24 protein-coding genes are annotated in these 22680 nt (G+C 72.8%); 18 read left to right on the top strand and 6 right to left on the bottom strand.

Annotation, left to right across the window (positions count from 1 at the left end; genetic code table 11):
• Positions 1 to 33 precede the first annotated feature (33 nt).
• Positions 34 to 1524: an aldehyde dehydrogenase family protein gene (locus VEL82_03025; protein ID HXW66839.1), complete on the top strand. Its 1491-nt coding sequence runs from the start codon at positions 34 to 36 to the stop codon at positions 1522 to 1524.
• Here VEL82_03025 and VEL82_03020 read toward each other — a convergent pair.
• From VEL82_03020 to xerA, 3 genes are read right to left on the bottom strand one after another with little or no spacing between them, the layout of a single operon-like run.
• A complete protein-coding gene (locus VEL82_03020) occupies positions 1457 to 2833 on the bottom strand; it encodes a DUF4147 domain-containing protein (protein HXW66838.1) in 1377 nt (458 codons plus the stop codon). The genes VEL82_03025 and VEL82_03020 overlap by 68 nt on opposite strands.
• Positions 2817 to 4013, bottom strand: coding sequence for an FAD-binding oxidoreductase (locus VEL82_03015; protein ID HXW66837.1), 1197 nt, complete (start codon positions 4011 to 4013; stop codon positions 2817 to 2819). The genes VEL82_03020 and VEL82_03015 overlap by 17 nt, the downstream gene beginning before the upstream one ends.
• A 24-nt stretch (positions 4014 to 4037) precedes the next feature.
• Complete coding sequence (gene xerA / locus VEL82_03010; GenBank protein HXW66836.1) at positions 4038 to 4949, bottom strand: site-specific tyrosine recombinase/integron integrase; 912 nt, start codon at positions 4947 to 4949, stop codon at positions 4038 to 4040.
• 99 nt (positions 4950 to 5048) lie between these two features.
• Here xerA and VEL82_03005 point away from each other — a divergent pair, with 99 nt between their 5' ends.
• From VEL82_03005 to VEL82_02995, 3 genes are read left to right on the top strand one after another with little or no spacing between them, the layout of a single operon-like run.
• A complete protein-coding gene (locus VEL82_03005) occupies positions 5049 to 5984 on the top strand; it encodes a TIGR00269 family protein (GenBank protein HXW66835.1) in 936 nt (311 codons plus the stop codon).
• On the top strand, positions 5981 to 6904 hold the full coding sequence (locus tag VEL82_03000; protein ID HXW66834.1) for a 3-hydroxyacyl-CoA dehydrogenase family protein: 924 nt from the start codon (positions 5981 to 5983) through the stop codon (positions 6902 to 6904). Before VEL82_03005 ends, VEL82_03000 begins: the two co-directional genes overlap by 4 nt.
• The gene (locus VEL82_02995) at positions 6901 to 7728 is read left to right on the top strand and encodes a PrsW family intramembrane metalloprotease (GenBank protein HXW66833.1); all 828 of its coding nucleotides are present in this window, start codon (positions 6901 to 6903) and stop codon (positions 7726 to 7728) included. The genes VEL82_03000 and VEL82_02995 overlap by 4 nt, the downstream gene beginning before the upstream one ends.
• An 8-nt stretch (positions 7729 to 7736) precedes the next feature.
• On the opposite strand, the gene VEL82_02990 is transcribed toward VEL82_02995, so the two are convergent.
• Positions 7737 to 8132: a DUF6015 family protein gene (locus VEL82_02990; GenBank protein HXW66832.1), complete on the bottom strand. Its 396-nt coding sequence runs from the start codon at positions 8130 to 8132 to the stop codon at positions 7737 to 7739.
• A 98-nt stretch (positions 8133 to 8230) separates the two neighbouring features.
• Here VEL82_02990 and VEL82_02985 point away from each other — a divergent pair, with 98 nt between their 5' ends.
• The 10 genes from VEL82_02985 (at position 8231) to VEL82_02940 (ending at position 16156) form a co-directional block, all read left to right on the top strand.
• Positions 8231 to 9466 (top strand): tRNA pseudouridine(54/55) synthase Pus10, encoded by a 1236-nt coding sequence (locus tag VEL82_02985; protein HXW66831.1) that lies wholly within the window; start codon positions 8231 to 8233, stop codon positions 9464 to 9466.
• Positions 9467 to 9778 carry a 50S ribosomal protein L21e gene (locus VEL82_02980; protein ID HXW66830.1) on the top strand — a complete coding sequence of 104 codons (312 nt, stop codon included), beginning with the start codon at positions 9467 to 9469 and terminating at the stop codon, positions 9776 to 9778.
• On the top strand, positions 9771 to 10085 hold the full coding sequence (locus tag VEL82_02975; GenBank protein ID HXW66829.1) for an RNA polymerase Rpb4 family protein: 315 nt from the start codon (positions 9771 to 9773) through the stop codon (positions 10083 to 10085). Before VEL82_02980 ends, VEL82_02975 begins: the two co-directional genes overlap by 8 nt.
• A 15-nt stretch (positions 10086 to 10100) precedes the next feature.
• Positions 10101 to 10646: a DUF655 domain-containing protein gene (locus tag VEL82_02970; GenBank protein HXW66828.1), complete on the top strand. Its 546-nt coding sequence runs from the start codon at positions 10101 to 10103 to the stop codon at positions 10644 to 10646.
• A gap of 48 nt (positions 10647 to 10694) precedes the next feature.
• Positions 10695 to 10865: a hypothetical protein gene (locus tag VEL82_02965; protein ID HXW66827.1), complete on the top strand. Its 171-nt coding sequence runs from the start codon at positions 10695 to 10697 to the stop codon at positions 10863 to 10865.
• A gap of 90 nt (positions 10866 to 10955) precedes the next feature.
• Entirely contained in the window at positions 10956 to 11087 is a 132-nt protein-coding gene (locus tag VEL82_02960; GenBank protein ID HXW66826.1) for a hypothetical protein, read from the top strand.
• Between the two features lie 539 nt (positions 11088 to 11626).
• A complete protein-coding gene (locus tag VEL82_02955) occupies positions 11627 to 12553 on the top strand; it encodes an rRNA adenine dimethyltransferase family protein (protein HXW66825.1) in 927 nt (308 codons plus the stop codon).
• Between the two features lie 33 nt (positions 12554 to 12586).
• On the top strand, positions 12587 to 14203 hold the full coding sequence (locus tag VEL82_02950) for a S53 family peptidase (GenBank protein ID HXW66824.1): 1617 nt from the start codon (positions 12587 to 12589) through the stop codon (positions 14201 to 14203).
• Positions 14204 to 14241: 38 nt separating this feature from the next.
• A complete protein-coding gene (locus VEL82_02945; protein HXW66823.1) occupies positions 14242 to 15186 on the top strand; it encodes a proline racemase family protein in 945 nt (314 codons plus the stop codon).
• Between the two features lie 28 nt (positions 15187 to 15214).
• Positions 15215 to 16156, top strand: coding sequence for a dihydrodipicolinate synthase family protein (locus VEL82_02940; protein HXW66822.1), 942 nt, complete (start codon positions 15215 to 15217; stop codon positions 16154 to 16156).
• On the opposite strand, the gene VEL82_02935 is transcribed toward VEL82_02940, so the two are convergent.
• Positions 16153 to 17340, bottom strand: a complete 1188-nt coding sequence (locus tag VEL82_02935; GenBank protein HXW66821.1) for a cation:proton antiporter — start codon at positions 17338 to 17340, stop codon at positions 16153 to 16155. The two genes, VEL82_02940 and VEL82_02935, sit on opposite strands and share 4 nt — an antisense overlap.
• Positions 17341 to 17428: 88 nt before the next feature.
• Here VEL82_02935 and VEL82_02930 point away from each other — a divergent pair, with 88 nt between their 5' ends.
• A complete protein-coding gene (locus VEL82_02930; protein HXW66820.1) occupies positions 17429 to 18241 on the top strand; it encodes an O-methyltransferase in 813 nt (270 codons plus the stop codon).
• Here the strand turns inward: VEL82_02930 and VEL82_02925 are convergent.
• Complete coding sequence (locus VEL82_02925) at positions 18222 to 18698, bottom strand: Hsp20/alpha crystallin family protein (protein HXW66819.1); 477 nt, start codon at positions 18696 to 18698, stop codon at positions 18222 to 18224. The genes VEL82_02930 and VEL82_02925 overlap by 20 nt on opposite strands.
• A gap of 292 nt (positions 18699 to 18990) precedes the next feature.
• Between VEL82_02925 and thsB the strand changes: the two genes are divergently transcribed.
• The 3 genes from thsB to lysS all read left to right on the top strand — a co-directional run bounded on the left by thsB (position 18991) and on the right by lysS (position 22641).
• Positions 18991 to 20616, top strand: a complete 1626-nt coding sequence (thsB, locus tag VEL82_02920) for a thermosome subunit beta (protein ID HXW66818.1) — start codon at positions 18991 to 18993, stop codon at positions 20614 to 20616.
• 86 nt (positions 20617 to 20702) lie between these two features.
• Positions 20703 to 21104 (top strand): hypothetical protein, encoded by a 402-nt coding sequence (locus VEL82_02915; protein HXW66817.1) that lies wholly within the window; start codon positions 20703 to 20705, stop codon positions 21102 to 21104.
• 61 nt (positions 21105 to 21165) lie between these two features.
• Entirely contained in the window at positions 21166 to 22641 is a 1476-nt protein-coding gene (lysS, locus tag VEL82_02910; GenBank protein HXW66816.1) for a lysine--tRNA ligase, read from the top strand.
• Positions 22642 to 22680: the final 39 nt, after the last annotated feature.

Here is a 22680-nt window from a genome sequence, read left to right as displayed (position 1 = left end):
CAACCGTATAGCCCGACCGGCCGTGGCGCGGTCGTGTCCGCGACGCCCGTCCACGGGATCTTCATCGACAACCAGAGCCTGCCCCTCGGCGGCCGCGCCAGCTCGAACCTCATCGACCCGGCCGACGGATCCGTCGTCGGCGCGGTCGCCCACGCGAGCGCCGACGACGCGAAGGCCGCGATGGACTCCGCGGTCCGGGCGCAGCCCGCGTGGGAAGCGATCGGGGCGGCCGCGCGGGGGCGGATCCTCCTCCGCGCGGCCGAACGGTTGCGCTCGCGCTCGGAGGAGCTCGCGCGCCTGATCACCCGCGAGATGGGCAAGGTGCTCTTCGAGAGTCGCTCGGAGGTCGCCGGCGCGATCGACAATCTCGAGTACTACCCCGCCTTTTCTCGCACGCTCTCCGGCGACGAGGTCGCGGGCCTCCCGACCGGGCAGTCGCTGCGTCTCGTCTGGCTGCCGCGCGGGGTCGTCGTGGCGATCACGCCCTGGAACTTCCCGGCCGCGACGGTCACCCGCAAGATCGCGCCCGCGCTCGTCGGCGGCAACACGATGGTCCTCAAGCCGTCCAGCGCGACGCCGCTCTCCTCCCTGTTGATCGCCGAGGCGTTCCGGGACGCCGGGCTGCCACCCGGCGTGCTCAACGTCCTGCCCGGGCCCGGCAGCGCCCTCGGCCCGCCGCTCCTCGCGCACCCCGCCTGCTCCACCGTGACGCTGACCGGCTCGACCGAGAGCGGCATCGAGGTGCTCCGGCTCGCCGCGCCCCGGGTCGTCAAGTGCCTGCTCGAGCTGGGCGGCAAGGCACCGGTGCTGGTCTGGAAGGACGCCGACCTCGACTGGGCCGCCCGCGCGACCCTCTGGTCGCGCTACTGGAACGCCGGCCAGGCGTGCATCGCCGCCGAGCGCTGCTACGTCGAGCGCTCGATCGCCGAGCGCTTCACGGCGAAGGTCGCGGGCCTCGCGAAGGCGCTTCGGGTCGGGCCGGGCCTCGCCCCCGCCGTCGACATGGGCCCGCTCTACGCGCGCAGCGCCCGGGACGCCGTCGCGAAGGACGTGCGCGACGCGGTGGAGGCGGGCGCGACGATCGTGACGGGCGGGTCGGCCCCGTCCGAGGGGCCGCTCGCCCGCGGGGCGTTCTACCTGCCGACGGTGCTCGGGGACGTCGATGAGGAGAACGTCGTCGCCCGGGAGGAGATCTTCGGCCCGGTGCTGCCGCTGCTCACCTACGACGACTGGGACGAGGCGATCCGTCGGGCCAACGCGAGCCGCTACGGTCTCTCGAGCTACGTCTTCACCCGCGACCTTTCGTTGGCCGAGAAGGCCGCCCGGGAGCTGCGCTTCGGCGAGACCTACGTCAACCGCGTCGGGCCCGAGACGCCGCAGGGCTACCACGCGGGTTTCCGCGAGAGCGGCCTGGGGGGCGAGGCGACCGTCTGGGGGGTGCGCGACTACCTGCAGCTCAAGAGCGTCTACGTCGACTGGAAGGAACCGCACTCCGCCGACTACTTCCTGCCCTACTCGGATTGACGGCCGGCCGGGCGAGCCCGACGTGGAGGTCGGTCACGTTCGTGCCCGTCGGTCCGGTCCGCCACAGCTGCCCGAGCGCGTCCAGCGCGTCGTAGGCGGCGTGCCGCTGCAGCGTCGCGGCGAGGTCGAGCCGGCGCCCGGCGGAGCGCGCGAGCGTGCGATCGTCGCTGAACCCGCCGGCCGCGTCCGTCGGTCCGTCGATCCCGTCCGTGCCGAAGGAGAGGACGAGGCTCGCCCGGTGTCCGGCGAGGTCGAGCGCCGACGCGAGCGCGAACTCCTGGTTGCGGCCACCGCGCCCCGGGCGCGGCCCGAGCGTCACCGTGGTCTCGCCGCCGCCGATCAGCGCGACCGCCCCGTGCGACCGGCGCGCGAGGTGGACCAGGCGGCGCGCGAACCGGTGGGCCGCCGGCTGCGTCTCGCCGACGACCGGCCGGTAGAGCCGGCTCGTCCGATAGCCGCGCCCGCGCGCCGCCTCGACCGCCGCGGACACGGCGACAGCGTTGGTGGCGGCGAGGACGAACGGGCGGCGCCCGATCATCGCGCCCGGCTTCGGCGTCTCGGCAAAGCGCCCGGCGCGGCCCGCATCGAGGAACGAGACGACCGGCGTCGGCAGTCGGGCGCGGAGCGCGAAGCGGTCGACGACCGCGAGCGCGTCGGCGAACGTGCTCGGATCGGGCACGGTGGGTCCCGACGCAATGTCCGCCGGCGCGTCGCCGACGACATCGCTGATCGCGACCGTCGCGAAGGCGGCCGGCAGCGCTTCGGCGAGGCGGCCCCCCTTGATCCTCGAGAGGTGTCGCCGCACCGCGTTCATCGCCGCGATCGGGGCGCCGCTGGCGAGCAGCACGCCGGTCGTCGCGCGGACGGCGTGGTCCGAGAGCGGGGGCACCGCAGCCTCCGCCACGGCCGAGCCGCCGCCCGAGATCAGGAACAGGACCGCGTCGTTCGGCTCGACCGCCCGAACGAGCGCCCGCAGGGCCGCCCCGGCCCGGAAGCTCCCCGCACCGGGCAGCGGGTGCTCCCCGAACCGCACCGGGATCCCGGAGCTCGGCGCCGGGTACCCCTTCGGCGGGATCGCGAGCCCGAGGCGGTCCGCTCCGGCGAGTCGGGCGGCCGCGTCGGCCATCGCCCCCGCCGCCTTCCCGATCGCGATGACGTGGAAGCGCCCTCCCGCGCCGGGGGCGAGGCGCCGGGCGCCGACCCTCAGTCCCCCGGCCCTGCGCGCGACCGCCCGCCGGACGGCGACCGCCGGATCGACCGCGCGTACTCCGGCGCGCGCGATCGCGCGCGCGTCAGAAGCGAGGGTCATCGCCGTCGTCGAGCGTGAAGCCGGGTCGGGGGGAGAACGCTCCGGCCGCCGCGCGCCGGCGCGCGGGAAGCACCGGCCCCAGCGCGGCGAGGGCGTGGTCGTCGTGCGCCCCGGCGGCGAGCAGGTCCGCGAGGCGTTGGCCGACCCCGCCGGCGCGCATCACTCCGAAGCCGTTGAACCCGGCTTCCACGAACAGCCCCTCCGCCTCGGGCACGGGCCCGACGAACGGGCGGCGGTCCGGGGTCGCGGCGCAGACCCCGGCCCACGCCCGGACGAGCTCGGCGTCGGCCCAGCCGGGCAGGCGGTGGCCGAACGTCTCGGCGAGATGTGCGACGAACGCCTCGTCGGCGCCGGTCCGGTAGGTCTCGGGGTCGACCTCGGTGAGCTCGGTGCCGTCCCCGGCGAGGAGGCGGCCGTTGGCCTCGGGGCGGGCGTAGACGTCGACGTCGACGTCGTGGACCGAGGGGAAGCTGTCGGGCCCGCCGGCCGGTCGCAGCACCGCCGCCTGGGTCCGGTACGGCGCGAGCGGCAGCGGATGGCCGAGCGTCGCGAGGATCGACTTCGACCAGGCGCCGGCGGCGATCACGATCCGGCGCGCGCGCACGGCGGAGGCGCCGGTGGCGAGCTCCCACCTACCGTCCTCGCGGCGCAGCGAGCGCATCGGCGTTCCGAGTCGCACGTCGACCCCGGCCGCGCGAGCGCCCTCGGCGTAGATCCCGGCCATCGCGCTCGGGGTCACGACCGCGTCCCCCGGCGCGTCGATCCCGACAGCGCCGTCCTCGAAGCGTCCCCACGGGATCCGTTCGGCGAGGGCGCGGGCGTCGAGCGCACGGACCGCGACGCCCCAGCGGCGCAGCCGCTCGGCCGCGGTGGTGAGCGCCCGCGACGCCTCCGGCCCGTGCGCCCAGCGCACGAAGCCGTTCACGCGATAGGCCGACGGGTCCCAGCGCGAGCTCAGCCGGGCGTACTCCTCCTTCGAGGCCCGGGTCACGGCGACGTCCCAGTCGTTCCACAGCTGCTCGGTGACGATGCCGGCGGCCCGACCGGTCGCCCCGGCCGCCGGGGTCCGCGGGTCGTAGAGGACGGTGGGTCCGACGCGACGGGAGGCGAGGTGGTAGGCGAGGGCACAGCCGGCGATGCCGGCCCCGAGCACCGCGACCTCGACCGCCGGCTCGGACACGAACGGCCCGAGGGGCCCCGGCGGTTAATATTGCGGCTTGGCGCGCTGGTAGGCGTTGCGCAGCGCCTGCGTGTCGACGTGCGTGTAGATCTGCGTCGTCGCGACGGAGGCGTGCCCGAGCAGCTTCTGGATGTAGCGGATGTCGCATCCGCGCGCGAGCAGCGCGGTCGCGAGCGTGTGGCGCAGCATGTGCGGCGTCACGCGCCGGGGGATCTCGGCCTGGCCGGCGGCCCGCCGGACGATCCGCTCGACCGTCACCGGCCCCACGGGGAACAGCCGCCGGTCGGCCTCGCCGGAGCTCGTGCGCTCGGCGAGATAGCGGTCGATCGCGGCCCGGGTGCGGTCCTCGAGGATGACCTCGCGATCCTTGTCGCCCTTGCCCGAGCGCACGTGCAGGATGTTGCGCTCGAACTCGATGTCCTCGAGCTCGAGGTGGCAGACCTCGCTCACGCGCAGGCCGGCGAAGGCGAGCACGTGAACGATCGCGCTGTCGCGCGGGGTGGCGCGCACGGCCTCGAGCAGCCGGTGCATCTCCTCCTCCGTGAGGTACCGGGGCAGGCGCTCGGGTCGCCGGGGCGGCTCGAGCTGGTCGGCCACGGCGAGGCCGAAGCTGCGGAACAGGCAGGTGAGCCCGCGCACGGTGGTGTACACGGAGTTCTTCGAGTAGTGCCGCTGGAGGACCAGGTACTCCCGATACGACTCGAGGTCGTGGACCGTGACCTCGTCGAGCGGCTTCTGAGCGAAGGCGAGGAAGGCCCGGGCGATGTGGCCGTACTGCTTGACCGTGCACGGGCTGCGCTCGCGCGCCTGCAGCATCCGCTGGAAGCGCCCGACCAGCTCGGTGACGCTGAAGCTGGGAGGGTCGGCGCCGGCGGTCGACGGGCCCGATTCTGCGCGCGACGGACCGGGATTTCGCGGCAGCCGGGAGCTGGCCATCGCGGGCGTCTGGCCGGGGTTCAGGTAATAATCGTATGCGCGCAGAGGAACGCGCGGTCCCGCTCCGGGCTCAAATAGAATCCCGCGGTCCCGTGCCTCGTGCGCTGCTCCTCGTGCGACGCGCCGCCGGTCATCGACCAGCCGTACCGCGGACGCGACGTCTGCGCGCGCCACTTTCTTCGGTCCGTCGAGGAGCGCTTCGGCCACGAGCTCCGTCGGCAGCTCCCGCCGAGACTGCGGGGGACCGTCGCGGTGGCGCTGTCCGGCGGCAAGGACTCCGCCGTGGCGCTCACGCTCAGCCACGAGTTCCTCGGCACCCGCCCCCACGTCCGGCTCGTCGCGCTGAGCGTGGACGAAGGGATCGAGGGCTACCGGGCGGAGACCCTCGTCGCGGCGCGCTCGCTGACCGCACGGCTCGGCGTCGACCACCGGATCGTCCGCGCGCAGGCCGAGCTCGGGGTGACCACGGACCGGGCGGCCGCGCGTCGGCCCGAGACCGTACCGTGCTCGTTCTGCGGCGTCTGGCGCCGGCGCCTGCTCAACCGGGCGGCGCGCGAGGCCGGCGCCGAGGCACTCGTCCTCGGATTCAACCTCGATGACCTCGCGCAGAGCGTGCTCATGAACCTCGTCCACGGCGACCTCGATCGCCTCGTGCGGATGGCACCGCACCGCGTGCGGCAGCCCGGCCTCGTGCCCCGGATCGCCCCGCTCGCTCAGGTGCCGGAGCGCGAGGTCTACCTGTTCGCCCGGTTGAGAGGGATCCCGTTCGATCACCGCGAGTGCCCGCACGCCGGACGCGCCGCGCGCAACCGCTTCCGCGAGATCGTCTGGCAGCTGGAGGAGGCGCAGCCCGGGACGCGCCAGGCCCTCCTGCGCACCCACGAGCGGCTCGCCGAGCGATGGCTCGCGCCGGAGTCCGTGAGCCGGGCCGGGCGCTGCCGGGCGTGCGGCGAGCCGGCCGCGACCGACCTCTGCCGCGCCTGCGAATACCTCGCGTTCACCGGGGCGCCGGCACCGCCGGCGATCGCGCCGTGAGCGACGCGACGCCCGCGGCGGGGATCGAGCCGGGCAGCGATCCCCGTGCGTCCGTTCGGGAGCGGGTCTTCGTCGTCGGCGCCGGGATCATGGGCAGCGGCATCGCCGCCCAGTGCGCGCTCGCCGAGTACCCCGTGACCCTCGCAGACGTCAACGAGGAGCTCGCTCGCCGGGGGCTCGCCAACGCCGAGCGGGCGCTCGACCACGCCACGCGCAAGGGCGCGATCGGCGCGGGCGAGAAGGAGAGCGCGCTCGGGCGGATCGACGTCGCGATCGGACTGCGGCGGGCCGATCGCGCGCAGATCGTCGTCGAGGCGGCGCCCGAGGATCTCGGGCTGAAGCGCCAGCTCTTCCGCGAGCTCGAGGGCACTGCGTCGCCCGGGGCGCTCCTCGCGTCGAACACCTCGTCGCTGCCGATCACCCAGATCGCGCAGGGCCTCGCGGACCCGGGCCGCCTCGTCGGCCTGCACTTCTTCAACCCCGTCCTCCAGATGCCGCTCGTCGAGCTGATCCCGGGCCACACGAGCCGGCCCGAGGTCGTGGAGCGCGCCCGGGCGTTCGCCGTCCGCCTCGGCAAGACCGTGGTGACGTCGCGCGACACCCCCGGTTTCGTGACCACCCGCGCGCTGGCGGTGCTGCTCAACGAGGCCGCCTGGATGCTCTTCGAGGGCGTCGCGACGAAGGAGGACATCGACACCGCCTACAAGCTCGGCTTCCGCCATCCGATGGGCCCCTTCGAACTCGCGGACCTCGTTGGCCTCGACACGGCGCTCGCGATCCTCGACGTGCTGTGGGACGGCTTCCGCGACCCGCGCTACCGGGCCTGCCCCCTGTGGCGGACGCTCGTCGCCGCCGGCAAGCTGGGCCGCAAGTCCGGTGAGGGGTTCTACGCCTACCCGCCACGAGGGTCCGGCGCGTGAGCGCGTTCGACGCGATCGCCGACCTGGTCGTCCTCGTCCTCCTCTCGCTCGCCCCCGCGCTCGTCTACCTCGCCTGGGTGCGGCGGACGGAGCGGTTCGCCCGCAGCGACTGGAGCTCGGTCCTCGGCGCGTTTGCCTACGGCGCGCTCTTCGCGACGATCGTCGCCGCGATCCTCGAGGCGGTCCTGGTCAGCCTCGGGACGAGCCTGTCGTCGGCGCTCCCCGGCCCGGAGTTCGTCTTCCTCAACGGCAACTCGACGCTCGGGGAGTTCTTCCTCGTGCTCGTGATCGCGCCGTTCATCGAGGAGGCGCTGAAGGCCAGCGGGGTCTACGCCTTCCGCGCGCGCATCCGCTCGGTCGCGGACGGACCCGTCTTCGGCGCGTCGGTCGGCCTCGGCTTCGGCTTCTTCGAGACGTTCCTCTACGGCCTCGCGGCGTTCCTGATCGGCGGCCTCGTCGCCGGCATCGCGCTCATCGTCGTGCGATCGGTCTCGAGCGTGCTGCTGCACGGCAGCTCGACCGGCATGTTCGGCTACGGGTACGCGCGCTCGAAGTTCTCCGTGCCCGGGCCCGGGAGCGGCGCCTACTACCTGCTCGCGGTCGCGATGCACGCCACGTTCAACGCGATCGCCTCGCTCTCGGTGCTCGTCGGACTGCTCGGGATCTCGGGCGTCGGCATCGACCTCGCCTCGTTCGTGGCGCTCCTCGCCGCGATCGCCTTCGCGTTCACCGCGATCGAGCACGTCCGCCACGTGATCGCGGCGTCCGAGTACCCGGCGCTCCTGCCCGGCGCGAACCGCTTCCAGCCCGGCGGGCCCCGCTGACGGCGCCCCTACGTGCCGGCGGGCGGATCGGCCCGGCGCTTCCAGTCCGACTCGCCGATGTCGCGGTAGACGGTCGCCGCGTCGTCGGCGGCGGGGGCATCTCCCGCCTGGCCCACGTCGCGGATCCGCGCCTTCTTCAGGAGCCAGTAGTGGATCCGCCAGGTCTTGCCGCGGGAGACCGTGGCGTCCTCCTCCTCGCTCGTCAGGAGCCCCTCCTCCTCGAGCTGATAGAACCGGTCCCGGTCCTCGCTCGAGAGCTTGTTGTCGAGGACGGTGTCGTCGAGGCCGAAGTAGCCCAGGACCATGCGCGCGGTCGACCGCGCCTCCGCCGGCGGCATCTTGCCGGTCGCCACGAGCGTCCGTTCGATCGCGCGCGTCAGCTCCGCCTCCGTGATCGACGCCATGCGGGCCGCCCCGGGGAGACCACGGCCCAGTAAATAGACGTGTAACGGCACCACCGGCGCGGGCGAGAGGCTAAACCGCGCTCCGGGCTCGGCCGCGCGTGCGCGAGCTCCCCGACTTCTCGCCGCCCGAGACGGCGCTCGCGGTCGCCCGGCGCGCGGTGGGACGCGGATGGTGCGCGGAGTGCTTCGGGCGGGTCTTCGGGCGGCTCGGGCACGGCCTCGCCAACCCCGAGCGGGCCCGGCGCCTCGCCGCCCGCCTCGGCACGGAGGCCCCGGGACCCGCCGAGGCGTGCTCGCTCTGCGGCGGGACGTTCGCGCGCCTGGAGACCTGGGTCGATCGGGCCGTTCGCGCCGGCGACGGCTACGAGTGGCACCGGTTCACCTGCGGCTCCCGCTGGGACCCCGAGCGCCTCGCCCGCGAGGAAGCCGAGTGGATCGAGCTCGGCAGCGCGTGGGGCGAGAGCGCCCGGGCGGCGTTCAACCGCGAGCTCGGCAAACGACTCGAGGCCCGTACCGGCGCCGTCGGCGGGTCGGAGCGGCCCGACGTCGTGTTCCTCGCGGACCTGCCCGTCGGTCGGGTCGAGCTCACGGTGCTGCCCGTCTTCGTGCAGGGCCGCTACCGCAAGCTCGACCGGACGCTGCCCCAGACCCACTGGCCCTGCCGGCGATGCCGGGGCCGGGGGTGCGCGACCTGCGGCGGGTCCGGTAAGACCTACGCCGAGAGCGTCGAGGAGCTCGTCGGCGCCCCGTTCGTCCGGGCGTCGGGAGCGATGGGGACCCGGTTCCACGGGATGGGCCGCGAGGACATCGACGCCCGCATGCTCGGCCGGGGACGCCCGTTCGTCCTCGAGCTCGTGCGCCCGCGCGTGCGCTCGCTCGACCTGGCCGCACTCGCCGCCGAGGTGGGCGCGTCGGCGGGGGGCCGGGTCGAGGTGGGCGACCTTGCCCCGGCCGGGGCGCCGGACGTCGTCCGGATCAAGGAGGCGGCGCCGGACAAGAGCTACCGCGTCGGGGTGGCGGGCGCGGCCGCCGTGGCAAAGGTTAATGAGGCCCTCGACCTCGCGCTCGCCCGGGCGATCGCCCAGCGCACGCCCACCCGCGTCGCCCACCGTCGAGCCGACCGCGTTCGCACGCGTCGGATCGTCGCGGCCCGCGTCGTGGACGCGAGCGAAGGGCGGTTCACGCTCGACGTCAGGACCGAGGCGGGCACGTACGTCAAGGAGTGGGTGGAGGGCGATGACGGACGCACCGAACCGAACCTCGCCCAGCTCGTCGGCGTTCCCCTCAAGGTCGAGTACCTCGACGTGACGGAGATCCACGACTCGGAGGCGTAGATGGTCAAGAGCTCGAAGGGGTTCCGCTCGCGCACGCGCGGGACGTTCACGAAGGAGGTTCGCGAGCGCGGGCTTCCGCCGGTGACCCGGTTCCTGCGCGAGTTCGCGATCGGCGAGAAGGTGATGGTCCGCATCGAGCCGTCCGACCCGCACGGCCAGCCGCACCCCCGCTACCAGGGCCGCGTGTGCACCGTGGTCGGCCGCAGCGGCCGCGCCTACCGCGTCGCCTTCCTCGATGGCGGCAAGCGCAAGGAGCTCGTGGCGACGCCGATCCACCTCTTGCCGGTCGCGCGCGGAGGGCACGATGCCTGAACCCGTCCCGCTCGCCCGCGTCAAGGAGCTGCTCGTCGAGGACGCCGCCGGCCGGACGCTGCCGCGCGAGGCGGCGCTCGCCCTCCAGCACGCCGAGCAGTTCGCGCGCCTGTCCGCGGAGGAGACCGCGAAGCTGATCGCGGAGCTGCGCGCGCTCGCGTTCGTCGACCTGAGCGTCGCGGTCAAGGCCGCCGACACGCTGCCCCAGTATCCCGAGGAGATCCGCCTCCTGTTCGCGAAGGAGCGGGTCGTGCTCGACGAGGCGCAGATCACGCGCGTCCTCGAGATCGTCGCGCAGTACCGATGAACGGGGGTCGGACCCGTGGAGAACTACGCGTACATTCTGGACTACCTGCCGAACGGCCGGCAGACCGAGCGCGGCTTCCACCGGGAGCCCCTCGCCCTCGCGATCGGTGAGGACGAGCTCAAGCTGTTCGAGCTCGTGCCACGCACGGGCGCGAGGCTCGCGAGCGGCGGCCGCATCGCGCTGGTGCCGATCGACGGGGCGCCGCCCCCGATCGACCACGTCCGCCGTCGCATCGGCTACGACGAGCTGACCGTCGCCGGGCGCGCCGAGCTACCGGCGACGCTCGAACGGATCGTGCGCGCGAATGCGCCGCGCTACCTGCGCTTCTTCAACGAGTCGCCGGCCGTCTCCCGCCGCTTCCACCTGCTCGAGCTCCTGCCGGGGATCGGGAAGAAGACGATGCAGCAGATCGTCGACGAGCGCAAGCGCCTCCCGTTCTCCAGCTTCGAGGACATCGAGGCCCGGCTCCACCTCAAGTCGCCCGAGAAGCTCCTCGTCGGGCGGATCGAGCAGGAGCTGAGCGGTGTCGACGACAAGTACCGGCTATTCGTGGCTCCTTGACAAATACAGTAAATGGCACCGAACCCCCGGCGTTAGTTGGGGCCCGCGATGTACGAACCCGAGACAGAGATCTCCGACTACCAGGCGTCCTCCCAGGGGAAGGAGAGCTCGCTCTCGACCTACTGGAGCCAGCTCGAGGCGTTGCGTAAGCGCATGGGCCGGCCCCTATCGGAGGCGACCGAGCGGGACCTGGCCGACCTTAAGACCGGGCTCCGGTAGGATGGGAAGCGATCCGCGCCGTACGACCTTCGGACGCTGCGCGAGTTCTACAAGAAGATCGGGAAGGCCAAGCTCGCCGAAGCCTGCCGCATGCCCTTCAAAGCGCCCCGGCTCGCGCCGACCTCGATCCGGATGCCGGCGGACGTGACCCGCATGATCGAGGGCGCGAACAGCAAGCGGGACGCCGCGCTGATCGGGGCCCTGTGGGACGCCGACGGCTGAATCTCGGAGCGGCTCGCCCTCGACCTGAAGGACGTGCGGGAGGAGAAGGACGCTAATCCTCCTCGGTACGTGCTGTGTCCGAGCTACCCGGCCGCATCGCGACTCTCTGGGAGACCCCGACCTCTATCTCGACTGGCTCAAGGGCCGCGAGCTCGTCCTGTACAACCCCGTCATGCAGCTCCTCGGAATTGGGAGGACTAGAAAGGACCTCATCGACGATCCCAACCTCGCGGATTTGGCCGGCGAAATTCAACGCGAGTGGCGAACCTACGGTGGCACATTCACGGATCCGAGGCCGACAGCGCCCTGGCACGCTCGTAACCAGACGAAGCTATGACAGGCGTTCTTCGACGGGATTTAGGTCGTTTTGACGTTATTTGAACTCTCGGGGAGTTCGGATACATGCCGAGTGATCGCCGGCAGTTCGAGGAGCGATGGACCGCGCGCTCGCGCTCGGCGGACAGGAGTTGAGACCCGTTTCTTCCAATCCGGACCCGGCGCCACGCGCTTAAATACAGACCGCCAGAGAATCGGGTGCGTTGCGCGCTAACGTCTCCCGCCGCACCCGCAACACCGGCTCTTCGTCGCCCCGTGATGCCGTGCCGGCCGGGGTGCCGGAGCGGCCGGAAGAGATCCGTCGAACGCTCTCGGCCCTCGGCGTCCGCCCCTCTCGCCGCCGGGGACAATCGTTCCTCGCGGACCCCTTCGTCGCGGACGCTGAGGCCGCGCTCGTCACCGACATCGTCCCGGGGCCGATCCTGGAGATCGGCGGGGGCCTCGGGATCCTCACCGCGGCCCTCCTCCGTCGCGGGGTGCGCCTCCTTGCGGTCGTCGAGCGCGACCCGCGGCTCGCGCGATTCCTGCAGGCAACCTTCGGCGATTCCGTCTCGGTGCGAGAGGAGGACGCCACCTCGACCGACCTGGCCGGTGTCCGCTGCGTGGTCGGGAACCTTCCCTACTCGCTGGCCACGCCGATCCTGCTCCGTTGCTTCGCCGCGCGCGTGCCCCGCACCGTCTTCCTCGTGCAGCGCGAGGTCGCCGAGCGCCTCGCCGCATCACCGGGAACGCGCCGGTATGGTCGCCTCGCGCTGGCGGCCCGTCTCTACGGCGAAGTCGAGCTGTTCCAGACCGTTCCGGCCCGCGCCTTCGAGCCGACGCCCGAGGTGGAGGGCCGGCTCGCGGTACACCGGGCCCGGATCGGACCGCTACCGGTTCCGTCGGTCCCGGTCTTCGAGCGGGCCGTCCGGACGCTGTTCCGCGCGCGACGCAAGCAGCTCGGTAACCTCCTGCCCGCCCTCGCCGGATCGTCCGGGGCGGCCGACCGCCTCGCCGAGGCGTCGGGATGGCCGCCCGGCTGGCCGACCCGCCGACCGGAGGAGCTTCCCCCCGAGGCGTTCTTCGCGCTGGCCACCCACCTCGCCGCGCCGGTCGCTCCGCGCGGTGTCCCGGTCGACCGACGAGCGTAAGCCGACCCGCTCGCTCTCCGCAGCACCGAGAGGATGGCGGCGAACGGGGCCCGTGTCGAGCTCGCCGGGAGTCGTCGCGGTGTGCTGACCGGCGCCCGACGGCTGGGCACGGCCGACGTCGGCGAGTCGTTGGAGCTCACCGTCCTGCTGCGCCGCGGATCCGCGCCGGGTGCGTTCCCGTCGCTCGACCCGCTCGCGAGCGGTCGGCCCCCTGGCACACCCTATCCCTCGCGCGCCGAGTTCGCCCAAGGATACGGCGCACGCGCCGACGACCTGGAACGAGTCGCGTCGTTCGCCGGGGCTCACGGGCTGCGCATCGCGCGAACGGACCGGGCCCGCCGGTCGGTCCGCCTCGCGGGCCGGGTCCGCGACCTCGCGCCGGCCTTCGGCACCCAGCTGCATCGCTACGTGTATCCGCGCGGATCCTACCGCGGGCGCGAGGGTCCGCTCTCGGTGCCGGCGTCGCTCGACGGCATCGTGGTCGGGGTCTTCGGGCTCGACGATCGTCCGCAGGCGCGGCCGCCCCTGCGGCCGCGCCCGGCGAGCGCCGCCGGCCAGCCCTCCTACTCGCCGCCCGAGGTCGCGGCGGCGTACGACTTCCCCGGCGCCACGAACGGCTCCGGCGTCACGATCGGGCTCCTGGAGCTCGGCGGTGGCTTTCGGGCCGCCGATCTGGCGCGGTACTTCTCCGGCCTCGGCCTCTCGCCACCGAGCGTCACGGTCGTGTCGGTCGACGGCGCGACGAACGCGCCCACCGGGGTGCCGACCGGGCCCGACGGCGAGGTCACGCTCGACATCGAGGTCGCCGGTTCTGTCGCCCCCGGGGCCGCGATCGTCGCGTACTTCGCCCCGAACACCGACCAGGGGTTCCTCGACGGCGTCCTCGCCGCCGTGCACGATGACGTTCACCGACCGGACCTGTTGTCGATGAGCTGGGGCGGGCCGGAAGCGAGCTGGACCGGTCAGGCGCGCGCGGCCCTCGAATCGGCGTTCGAGGACGCGGCGGCGCTGGGGGTCGGCGTTCTTGCGGCCTCGGGAGACCAGGGAGCGACCGACGGTGGCCCCGGCGGACCGCTCGAGGTCGACTTCCCGGCCTCGGCGCCCGGCGCGCTCGGCTGCGGCGGCACGCGGCTCACCCTCGCCGGCACGAGGATCGTCGCCGAGACGACCTGGAACGATCTCGCCGAAGGAGAGGGCGCGAGCGGCGGCGGGGTCAGCGAAGCGTTCGCGCTCCCGAGCTACCAGGTCGGGGTCGGCGTGCCCGCCGCCCCGAACGGCTTCGCCGGACGCGGGGTTCCCGACGTCGCCGCCGATGCGGACCCCCTCACCGGCTACCGCGTCCTCGTCGATGGCGAGGCGACGGTGTTCGGCGGCACCAGCGCGGTCGCGCCCCTCTGGGCGGCCCTGATCGCTCGGATCCAGTCGGCGCTCGGCGCTCCCCTCGGCTTCCTGAACCCGCGCCTGTACGCCGCGCCCCGGACGTTCCACGACATCACCACCGGAGGGAACGGCGGCTATTCGGCGGGACCCGGCTGGGACCCGTGCACGGGGCTCGGTTCGCCCGATGGCGCCCGGCTGCTCGCCGCGCTGAGGGGCGGAGCGACGACCTCGGATTCGGACGCCGGCGTCCGGGCCCGCGATCCCCCATGACCGACCCGCGCTCGAGACCCGGCCCGGCGGCCCCCGGCTTGGCCGTCGGCCGGGTCCGGGTCGTCGACTCCCACACCGAGGGCGAGCCGACCCGCGTGGTCGTCGACGGCGGACCCGAGCTCGGGACCGGGCCCCTCGCCGAACGGCTCGAGCGCTTTCGGCGCGATCACGACGGATTCCGGCGCGCGGTGCTGGCCGAGCCCCGCGGCTCCGCCACGATGGTCGGGGCCCTCCTCGCCCCGCCGAGCGCGCCCGGTCCCGCCGCGGCGACCATCTTCTTCAACGACGTCGGCTACCTCGGGATGTGCGGCCACGGCACGATCGGGCTCGTGGAGACGCTGGCGCACCTGGGCCGCCTGGGCCCGGGGCGGCTGTCGATCGAGACACCGGTCGGCGTGGTCGGGGCCGAGCGGCTCACGGACGGCCGCGTCACGTTCTGGAACGTCGAGAGCTACCGCACGCAGCGCGCGGTCTCGGTCGATGTGCCCGATTTTGGGAGGGTGACGGGCGACGTGGCCTGGGGCGGCAACTGGTTCTTCCTCACCGGCGCGGCGCCGCGACCGCTGCGGCCCGAAGAGGCCGGCGCGCTGACGCACTACTGCCTCGCGGTCCGCCAGGCCCTCGGCGCGGCCGGGGTCACCGGCGACGCGGGGGCGGCGATCGAGCACATCGAGCTCTGTGGCCCGCCGCAGCGGCCCGAGAACGACGCGCGCAACTTCGTGCTGTGCCCGGGCGACGCCTACGATCGCTCCCCCTGCGGGACCGGCACGAGCGCGCGGCTCGCCTGCCTGGTCGCCGACGGGGTCCTCGACGAGGGCGCCCCGTGGCGCCAGGAGGGGATCCTCGGCACGGTCTTCGAGGGACGGGCCCGCCGACACGGGGCCGGGATCATCCCGGCGATCACGGGCCGGGCGTTCGTGACGGCCGAGGCCGAGCTCCGCTTCGACCCGGACGATCCCTTCCGCGAGGGCCGCGCACCATGAGCCCGGGCGCGGGACCCACTAGGTGCCCTTGAGCGGCCGAGCCGGCGGCGCCGGCGTCGCGCGGGGCGTGCTGGTGGCGCTCACGACTCCCTTCGGCCCGGACGGCCGCATCGAGATCGATCGGTACGTCGTCCATGCCCGCTGGGTGGTCGAGCACGGATGCCGGGGGGTGATCGTCGGCGGATCCCTCGGCGAGGGTGCGAGCCTGGGCTCCGAGGAGCATGTCGCGCTCGTCCGCGCGCTGGCGAAGGAGCTCCCCGAGAGCGCCCCGGTCGTCGCGGCCGTCGGCGCGAGCCGGACCGCTGCGGCGGTGGAGGGGGCGCGCGCGGCGCGCGACGCGGGGGCGAGCGGGCTCCTCGTCCTGCCGCCGTACGTTTACCACGGCGACCGGCGCGAGACCCGGGCCCACCTCGCCACCGTTCTCGGCGCCACCGACCTTCCCGCGATCGCCTACAACAACCCCGCGGCCTACGGCGTCGACCTCGCGCCGGAGGACGTGCTGCGCCTGGCCGAGGAGGCGTCGTCGCTCGTCGCGGTCAAGGAGTCGAGCGGGGACGTCCGACGCATCACCGCGCTGCGCGAGCTCCTCGGCGAGCGGGTCGATGTCGCCGTCGGGCTCGACGACCTCCTCCTCGAAGGCGTCGGCGCCGGCGCGGTCGGATGGGTCGCCGGGCTCGCGAACGCCCTGCCGACCGAATCGGCCGTGCTGTTCGAGCGCGCCGCCCACGGGCCGGCCGCCGAGGCGCGCACGCTCTACGACTGGTTCCTTCCGCTGCTGCGCCTCGACACCGGGCCGAAGTTCGTGCAGGCGATCAAGCTGGTCGAGACCGAGCTCGGCGTGGGGACCGCCGCGGTGCGCGCGCCGCGCTACCCGCTCGAGGGCCCCGAGCTCGAGTCGACGCTCGGGACCGTCCGCGCCGCCCTCGCGCGACGACCGGTGCTGGGACGACATCCCGCGTCCGCCACTTAGGGCGGCGGGGCGGCCGGCGCCGCCGGGCGCCGCCAGGCGTAGCGGACGAGGTACGGCGCGACCAGGGTGGTGACGATCGTGAGCGCGCCGATGAACGGCAGCACGAACGCGCCGACCGCCCCGACGTCGGTCCCACCCTTCGCGACCACGATCGACAGCTCGCCGCCGGAGGCCGAGACCGTGATCGCCGCGCGTCGGGCGTCCGCGGGCGGAACGCGCTGCTGCCGGGCGGCGAGGTAGGTCGACGTCAGCTTGGCCCCGAAGGCGACCGCGATGAACCCCGCGATCGGGACGAGGTACTGGGGCAGCAGGCTGATGTTCATCAGGGCGCCCATCGAGACGAAGAAGATCGCCCCGAACATCTCCTTCAGCGGCGCCATCACCTCGTGCGCCGCCGCCTGGCTCCCCGACTCGGCGACCAGCACGCCGGCGAGGAACGCGCCGGTCGCGACCGAGATGCCGATCAGGCTCGAGATGATCGCGAGGGAGAAGGCGACCCCGAGGATCGCGAGGAGAAAGATCTCGTGGACGTGGGCGCGCTGGGCCCGGTCGATCAGGGGCGGGATCGTCCGCGAGCCGATCGTCAGCACCCCGGCGATGAAGATCACGACGGCGGCGAGCGAGAAGGCGATCAGCTCGAGGGAGAGGTGGCCGGTCGACGCGGTCGACTGCAGGATCCCGAGGATCGTGACCGTGATCACGTCCTCGATGACCGTGATGCCGAGGATCAGGCTCGTCTCGGGCGCCAGGATCACGCCGAGGTCCTGCAGCACGCTCGAGAGGATCACCGTGCTCGTGACCGAGATCGCGAGGGCGAGGAACAGGCTGTCGTACAGCGGGAAGCCGAATGCCCGGCCGACGGCGAAGCCGGCCGCGAACGTCGCGAGCGACTCCGCGAGGGCGATCACGAGCGCCTTGCGACCGATCGAGCGCAACCGGGCGAGGGGGTACTCCAGTCCGATCGCGAAGAGCAGGAAGACGATCCCGAGCTCGGCGAGGGCGTTGAGGACGTCGGGGTACGACACGAGGGAGGTCGGCGGGGTGTACGGCCCGATGATCATGCCGGCGACGATGTAGCCGATCAGCAACGGCTGGTGGATCGCGCGGAACAAAAGCGTCATCCCGAGCGCGACCAGCATGACGATCGCGAGATCCTGGACGACGAGCACCTCGTTGATCGGCATCGCGCTCGCGAGCGGCAGCGGTACCGGCGCTAAGTGACTTCGGCCCGCATCCGGGAACCGTTAGGGGCGGGACCATGCTGGGGGGTCGATGGGCGCGGAGACGGAACGCTGGGCGGCGGTGGACCGATGGATCGAGGCGCGGCTGCTCGGCCCGGACGAGGTCCTCGAGGCGACGAACCGGGTTGCGGCCGAGGCCGGACTTCCGCCGATCCAGGTCTCCGCGATCCAGGCGCGCCTGCTGGAGCTCCTCGTTCGTGCGAGCGGGGCCCGTCGCGTCCTGGAGATCGGGACGCTCGCCGGATACTCGACGATCGCGATGGCACGCGCGCTGCCACCGGAGGGCCGGCTCGTCAGCCTCGAGCTAGATCGCCGCCATGCGGAGGTCGCTCGGGCCAACGTCGCGCGCGCGGGTCTGGCCGAGCGGGTGGAGATCCGACCGGGGCCCGCGCGCGAGAGCTTGGCCGAGCTCTCCCGGGAAGGAGCGCCGCCGTTCGATCTCGTCTTCCTCGACGCGGACAAGACCGGGTACCCGGACTACCTGCGCGCGGCCCTCGCCCTCTCCCGCCCGGGTACCGTGCTCGTCGCCGACAACGTGGTTCGGGAGGGCGCCATCGCGGAACCGAAACAGACGGACGCCGTCGTCACGGCCGTGCGCCAGTTCCTCGAGGCGCTCGGCGCCGATCCCCGGCTGCGCGCCACGGTCGTCCCGATGGTCGGTGTCAAGGGCTATGACGGCATGGCGATCGCCTGGGTCGGCCCGGGTCCCGCGGTCTCCTGGCCCGCGGTGAGCTCGGTCGGGCCCGGCGACCGCGAGACTTCGGCGCGCACGACGGAGAATAAATCGGGGCCCCCGGGGGTTCCCGGGGGCCCGGCCCACCGTCCTACTGGACGGGGACCTTGACGTCGGTCTCGACCGGCGTCGGGGTGAGCTTCGGGAGCTCGAGCGTCAGGAGCCCGTTCTCCACGGTCGCCTTCGCTTCCCCGCCGACGACCGGCTCGGGAAGTTCGAGGCTGCGGTAGTAGCCCGCGTACGTCCGTTCCCGGTGAACGTACTCGGCCTTCGACTCCTTCGTCTCCTGCGTGCTCTCGCCTCGGATCTCGACGTTCGCTCCGCGGACGCGAACCTCGATCTGGTCCTTCGGGATCCCCGGGACCTCGGCCACGATCCGGAACGCCGCACCCGTGTCGGTCACGTCGGTGCGGGCCGCACGCAGGTACTGGGGACCGGCGTCGCTCACACGGACGGCGCCGAACGGGGCGATGCCGAACGTTTCGTAGAATCGGCGGCCCAGATCGTCCACGACCTGATCGAGATCGGCCCAGGGGTTGCTCTCCTTCGTTTGCAGTTCCTTCGTCATGATCCACCTCGGCGTTTACGCTAACGATTAGTTTATGTTACTATAAAATAACTTCTATACGGCGACCGCGCGAGCGCGATCCCGGGTTCCGTTCCAACGGCCCCGAAGCGCGCGCGCAACTTCCGGGCGGTTCCACGAAGTAGCGCCCCCGGTGGCCCCGCACCGCGAGGTCCTGCGCCAGACGCCCGCTCGCGCAGCCACGGCGAGCCACGAACCTCGCGCGAGCCCCCGCGCCAGGGAGCCGGGGAATCATTATATAGAAGAACAAAATTGCCAAAGACGGTGAGCCAGAATGCTCCAGGGCACCCCCATTCTCGTCCTGAAGGAAGGAACCGAGCGCGAACACGGCCGCAGCGCCACGTCGAACAACATCGCCGCGGCGAGGGCGGTCGCCGACGCCGTACGATCGACCCTCGGACCGCGCGGCATGGACAAGATGCTCGTCGACTCGATGGGTGACATCACGATCACCAACGACGGCGTCACGATCCTGAAGGAGGTCGACGTCGAGCACCCGGCGGCCAAGATGCTCGTGGAGGTCGCCAAGACCCAGGACCAGCAGTGCGGCGACGGCACGACGACCGCGGTCGTTCTCGCCGGTGAGCTGTTGAAGCGCTCGGAGTCGCTCCTCGACCAGAACGTCCACCCGACGGTGATCGTCCGCGGTTTCCAGCTCGCGGTCCAGGAGGCCCAGCGCCTCCTCGAGACCGAGATCGGTACGCCGGTCAAGCCCGACGATCAGTCGGTGCTCGTCGACTGCGCGACGACCGCGATGGGCTCGAAGGGCGTCTTCGGCTCGCGCGACGCGCTCGCCAAGATCGCGGTCGAGGCGGTCCGCAAGATCGCGGAACAGCGGGGCGGCCGCACGATCGCCGACGTGGACCAGATCCAGGTGCAGAAGCGCCACGGCGGCACCATCTCCGACACGGAGCTGATCGCCGGGATCCTCCTGGACAAGGAGCGGGGTCACCCCCGGATGCCGGCGGAGATCGCGCCCGCGAAGATCGCGCTGCTCAACTCCGCGCTCGAGATCAAGAAGACCGAGATCGAGAGCAAGATCAACATCAAGAACCCCAGCCAGATCCAGAGCTTCCTCGACGAGGAAGACAAGACGTTCCGCCGGATGGTCGACCAGATCAAGGCGTCCGGCGCCAACGTCGTCGTTTGCCAGAAGGGGATCGACGACGTGGTCCTCCACTACCTCGCCAAGGACGGGATCTACGCGGTCAAGCAGGTCAAGGAGTCCGATCTCCAGAAGCTCTCTCGCGCGACCGGCGCGAAGATCGTCACGGGCTTCAAGGACCTCACCCCGGCGGACCTCGGCTCGGCGGCCAAGGTCGAGGAGCGCAAGGTCGGCGAGGACGACATGACGTTCGTCACCGGCTGCTCGAACCCGCGCTCGGTCTCGATCCTCATCCGCGGCGGCACCGAGCACGTCACGCAGGAGGTCGAGCGCTCGCTCAACGACGCGCTCAAGGTCGTCGCGAGCGTGCTCGAGGACGGCGTCATCTGCCCCGGCGGCGGCGCGACGGAGATCGACCTCGCGGTCAAGCTCCGGAAGTGGGCGCCATCGGTCGGTGGCCGCGAGCAGCTGGCGGGCGAGGCGTTCGCGCAGGCCCTCGAGGCGGTCCCCTGGGCCCTCAGCGAGAACGGCGGCTACGACTCGATCAATACCCTCATCGAACTGCGGAGCGCCCACGACGGGCCGCAGGCGAACAAGAACATCGGGATCAACCTCGCGGACGGGAAGGCCGCCGACATGTGGAAGCTCCACGTGGTCGAGCCGCTCCGGGTGAAGCGTCAGGCGCTCGCCTCCGCGGCGGAGGTCGCCGCGATGGTCCTGCGCATCGACGACATCATCGCCGCGAAGAAGTCGAGCCCCTCGGACAAGGGCGCCGGCGCCCCGCACGACCACTAGGGAATTCGCCGAACCCCTTCCGGCACCGGCGGCGTGCGCCGCCGGTGGCGAAGTCTTCTTAACGCGGGACCCGTAGGGCGCTCGGCATGCGCACCAAGCCCGTGGAGGGCGTCCTGCGACTCGACGTCGTGGCCCTCGAGCCGCACCCGGCGATCTATCTCGCCTACGACGGGCTCGCCGGGCTCAGCCAGCGGCCGCTCTTGCGGGACCTCGTCGACGAGCTCGAGCGCAAGGGACCGGGCGAATGGACGAAGTTCCTCGAGGCGCTTCGCCAGCGGCGCAGCGGCGCGATCCATGTCTACTTCTCCGACTACGTCAGCTACGGCATCGGGGGCGGCGACGCCGCCGCCGAGTTCTTCCTCGGGTCCTATCTGCTGCTGCACGAGCCGGCGCGCGGCTCCGGCAGCGACGCGGCGGTCCCGGAGCACCTCGCGCTCGTCCGGCCCGGCGGCGTAGAGCGCCTTTCGCTCGAGGGCCTGCCGAGCTAGCACGCGCCGACGACAGGCTTTTCCCTCGAGGTCGCTCCGGACGCCGGCCCGGAGGAGCCGCGTGACCGACGAGACGCCGCTCGAGCACGAGCGCCGGGAGAAGATCGCGCGCTGGCGCGCCGCGGGTCGCGAGCCGTATCCCTGGTCGTTCGTGGGTCGGGAGACGACGGACCGGGTCCGGGCGGCGGCGTCCGCGCTCGCGCCCGGCGACCATGACGCCGAGACCTCCTGCCGGGTCGCGGGCCGACTGAAGGCGACCCGGCTCCACGGGCGGACGGCCTTCGCGGACCTGGAGGACCGGGCCGGTTCGATCCAGCTGATCCTGCGGGCCGATGCCCTGGGCGAGGAGGCGTTCCGCGCGTGGTTGCGCGACCTCGATCCCGGCGACATCGTCGGCGCGGAGGGACATCCGGCCCTCTCCAAGAGCCGGGAGCCATCGCTCGAGGTGGGCCAGCTCACGCTCCTCGCCAAGGCGATCGCGCCGCCGCCCGAGAAGTTTCACGGGCTGGTGGACGTGGAAGAGCGGCTGCGCCGCCGCTACGTCGACCTGCTTGCCTCGGCCGAGGCGCGCGAGCGATTCCGCTCGCGCACGCTCCTCGTCCGGGAGATGCGTCGCTTCCTCGACGCGCACGGGTTCCTCGAGGTCGAAACCCCGATCCTGCTGCCGGTCGCGAGCGGCGCGGCCGCGGCCCCGTTCGTGACCCGCTCGAACTACCTCGACGGAGAGGTCCAGCTGCGGATCGCCCTCGAGCTGCCGCTCAAGCGCCTGCTGGTCGGGGGCCTCGAGCGCGTCTACGAGCTCGGTCGGACCTTCCGCAACGAGGACCTCGACTCGACGCACGCCCCGGAGTTCACGGAGCTCGAGGCGTACTGGGCGTACGCCGACTACCACGACATGCGTCGCCTCGTCGAGCGCCTCTTCGAGCATCTCGCGGACCGCGCCGCCGAGCTGCGGCCCGACTCGCCCGAGGCGGTGCGCGGGGCCCGGGACTTCCGCCCGCCGTTCGCGACGGTCGATTTCGTCGAGGAGCTGGAGCGGCGCAGCGGCATCCCGGACCTCCTCGGGAAGAGCCGGGAGGAGCTGCGCGCGCTCGCCCGCGCCGCCGGATCGACCGTGCCCGACGACTCGCCGGCGGGCACGTTCCTCGAGAAGCTGTTCGAGCACTACGTGGAGCCGCACCTGGAGGCGCTCACCTTCGTCGTGGATCATCCGGCCGCGACGACCCCCCTCGCGAAACGGCACCGCTCCAAGCCCGGGCGCGTCGAGCGCTTCGAGATGTTCTACCGGACCGTCGAGCTCGGGAACGCCTACACCGAGCTCAACGATCCGGACGAGCAGGAGCGCCGCTTCCGCGAGCAGCTGGGCGCCCGGGGGGCCGACGTCTACGCCTACGACGCCGACTTCGTGGAAGCGCTGCGCTACGGCATGCCGCCGGCGACGGGCATCGGCCTCGGGGTCGACCGCGTCGTGATGGGGCTCCTCGGCGTCGCGTCGATCAAGGACGTCCTGCTGTTCCCGCCCGTGCGCCAGCGCTAGCCGCGGCCGCGGGAGCTTATAGGCCGGGCGCGCCGACGG

The organism is Thermoplasmata archaeon (assembly GCA_035622275.1).
In the GTDB taxonomy this organism is placed as follows: domain Archaea; phylum Thermoplasmatota; class Thermoplasmata; order Lutacidiplasmatales; family UBA184; genus Lutacidiplasma.
Note: the sequence above shows the minus strand (reverse complement) of the source record. Positions and strands in the feature narration are given on the sequence as shown.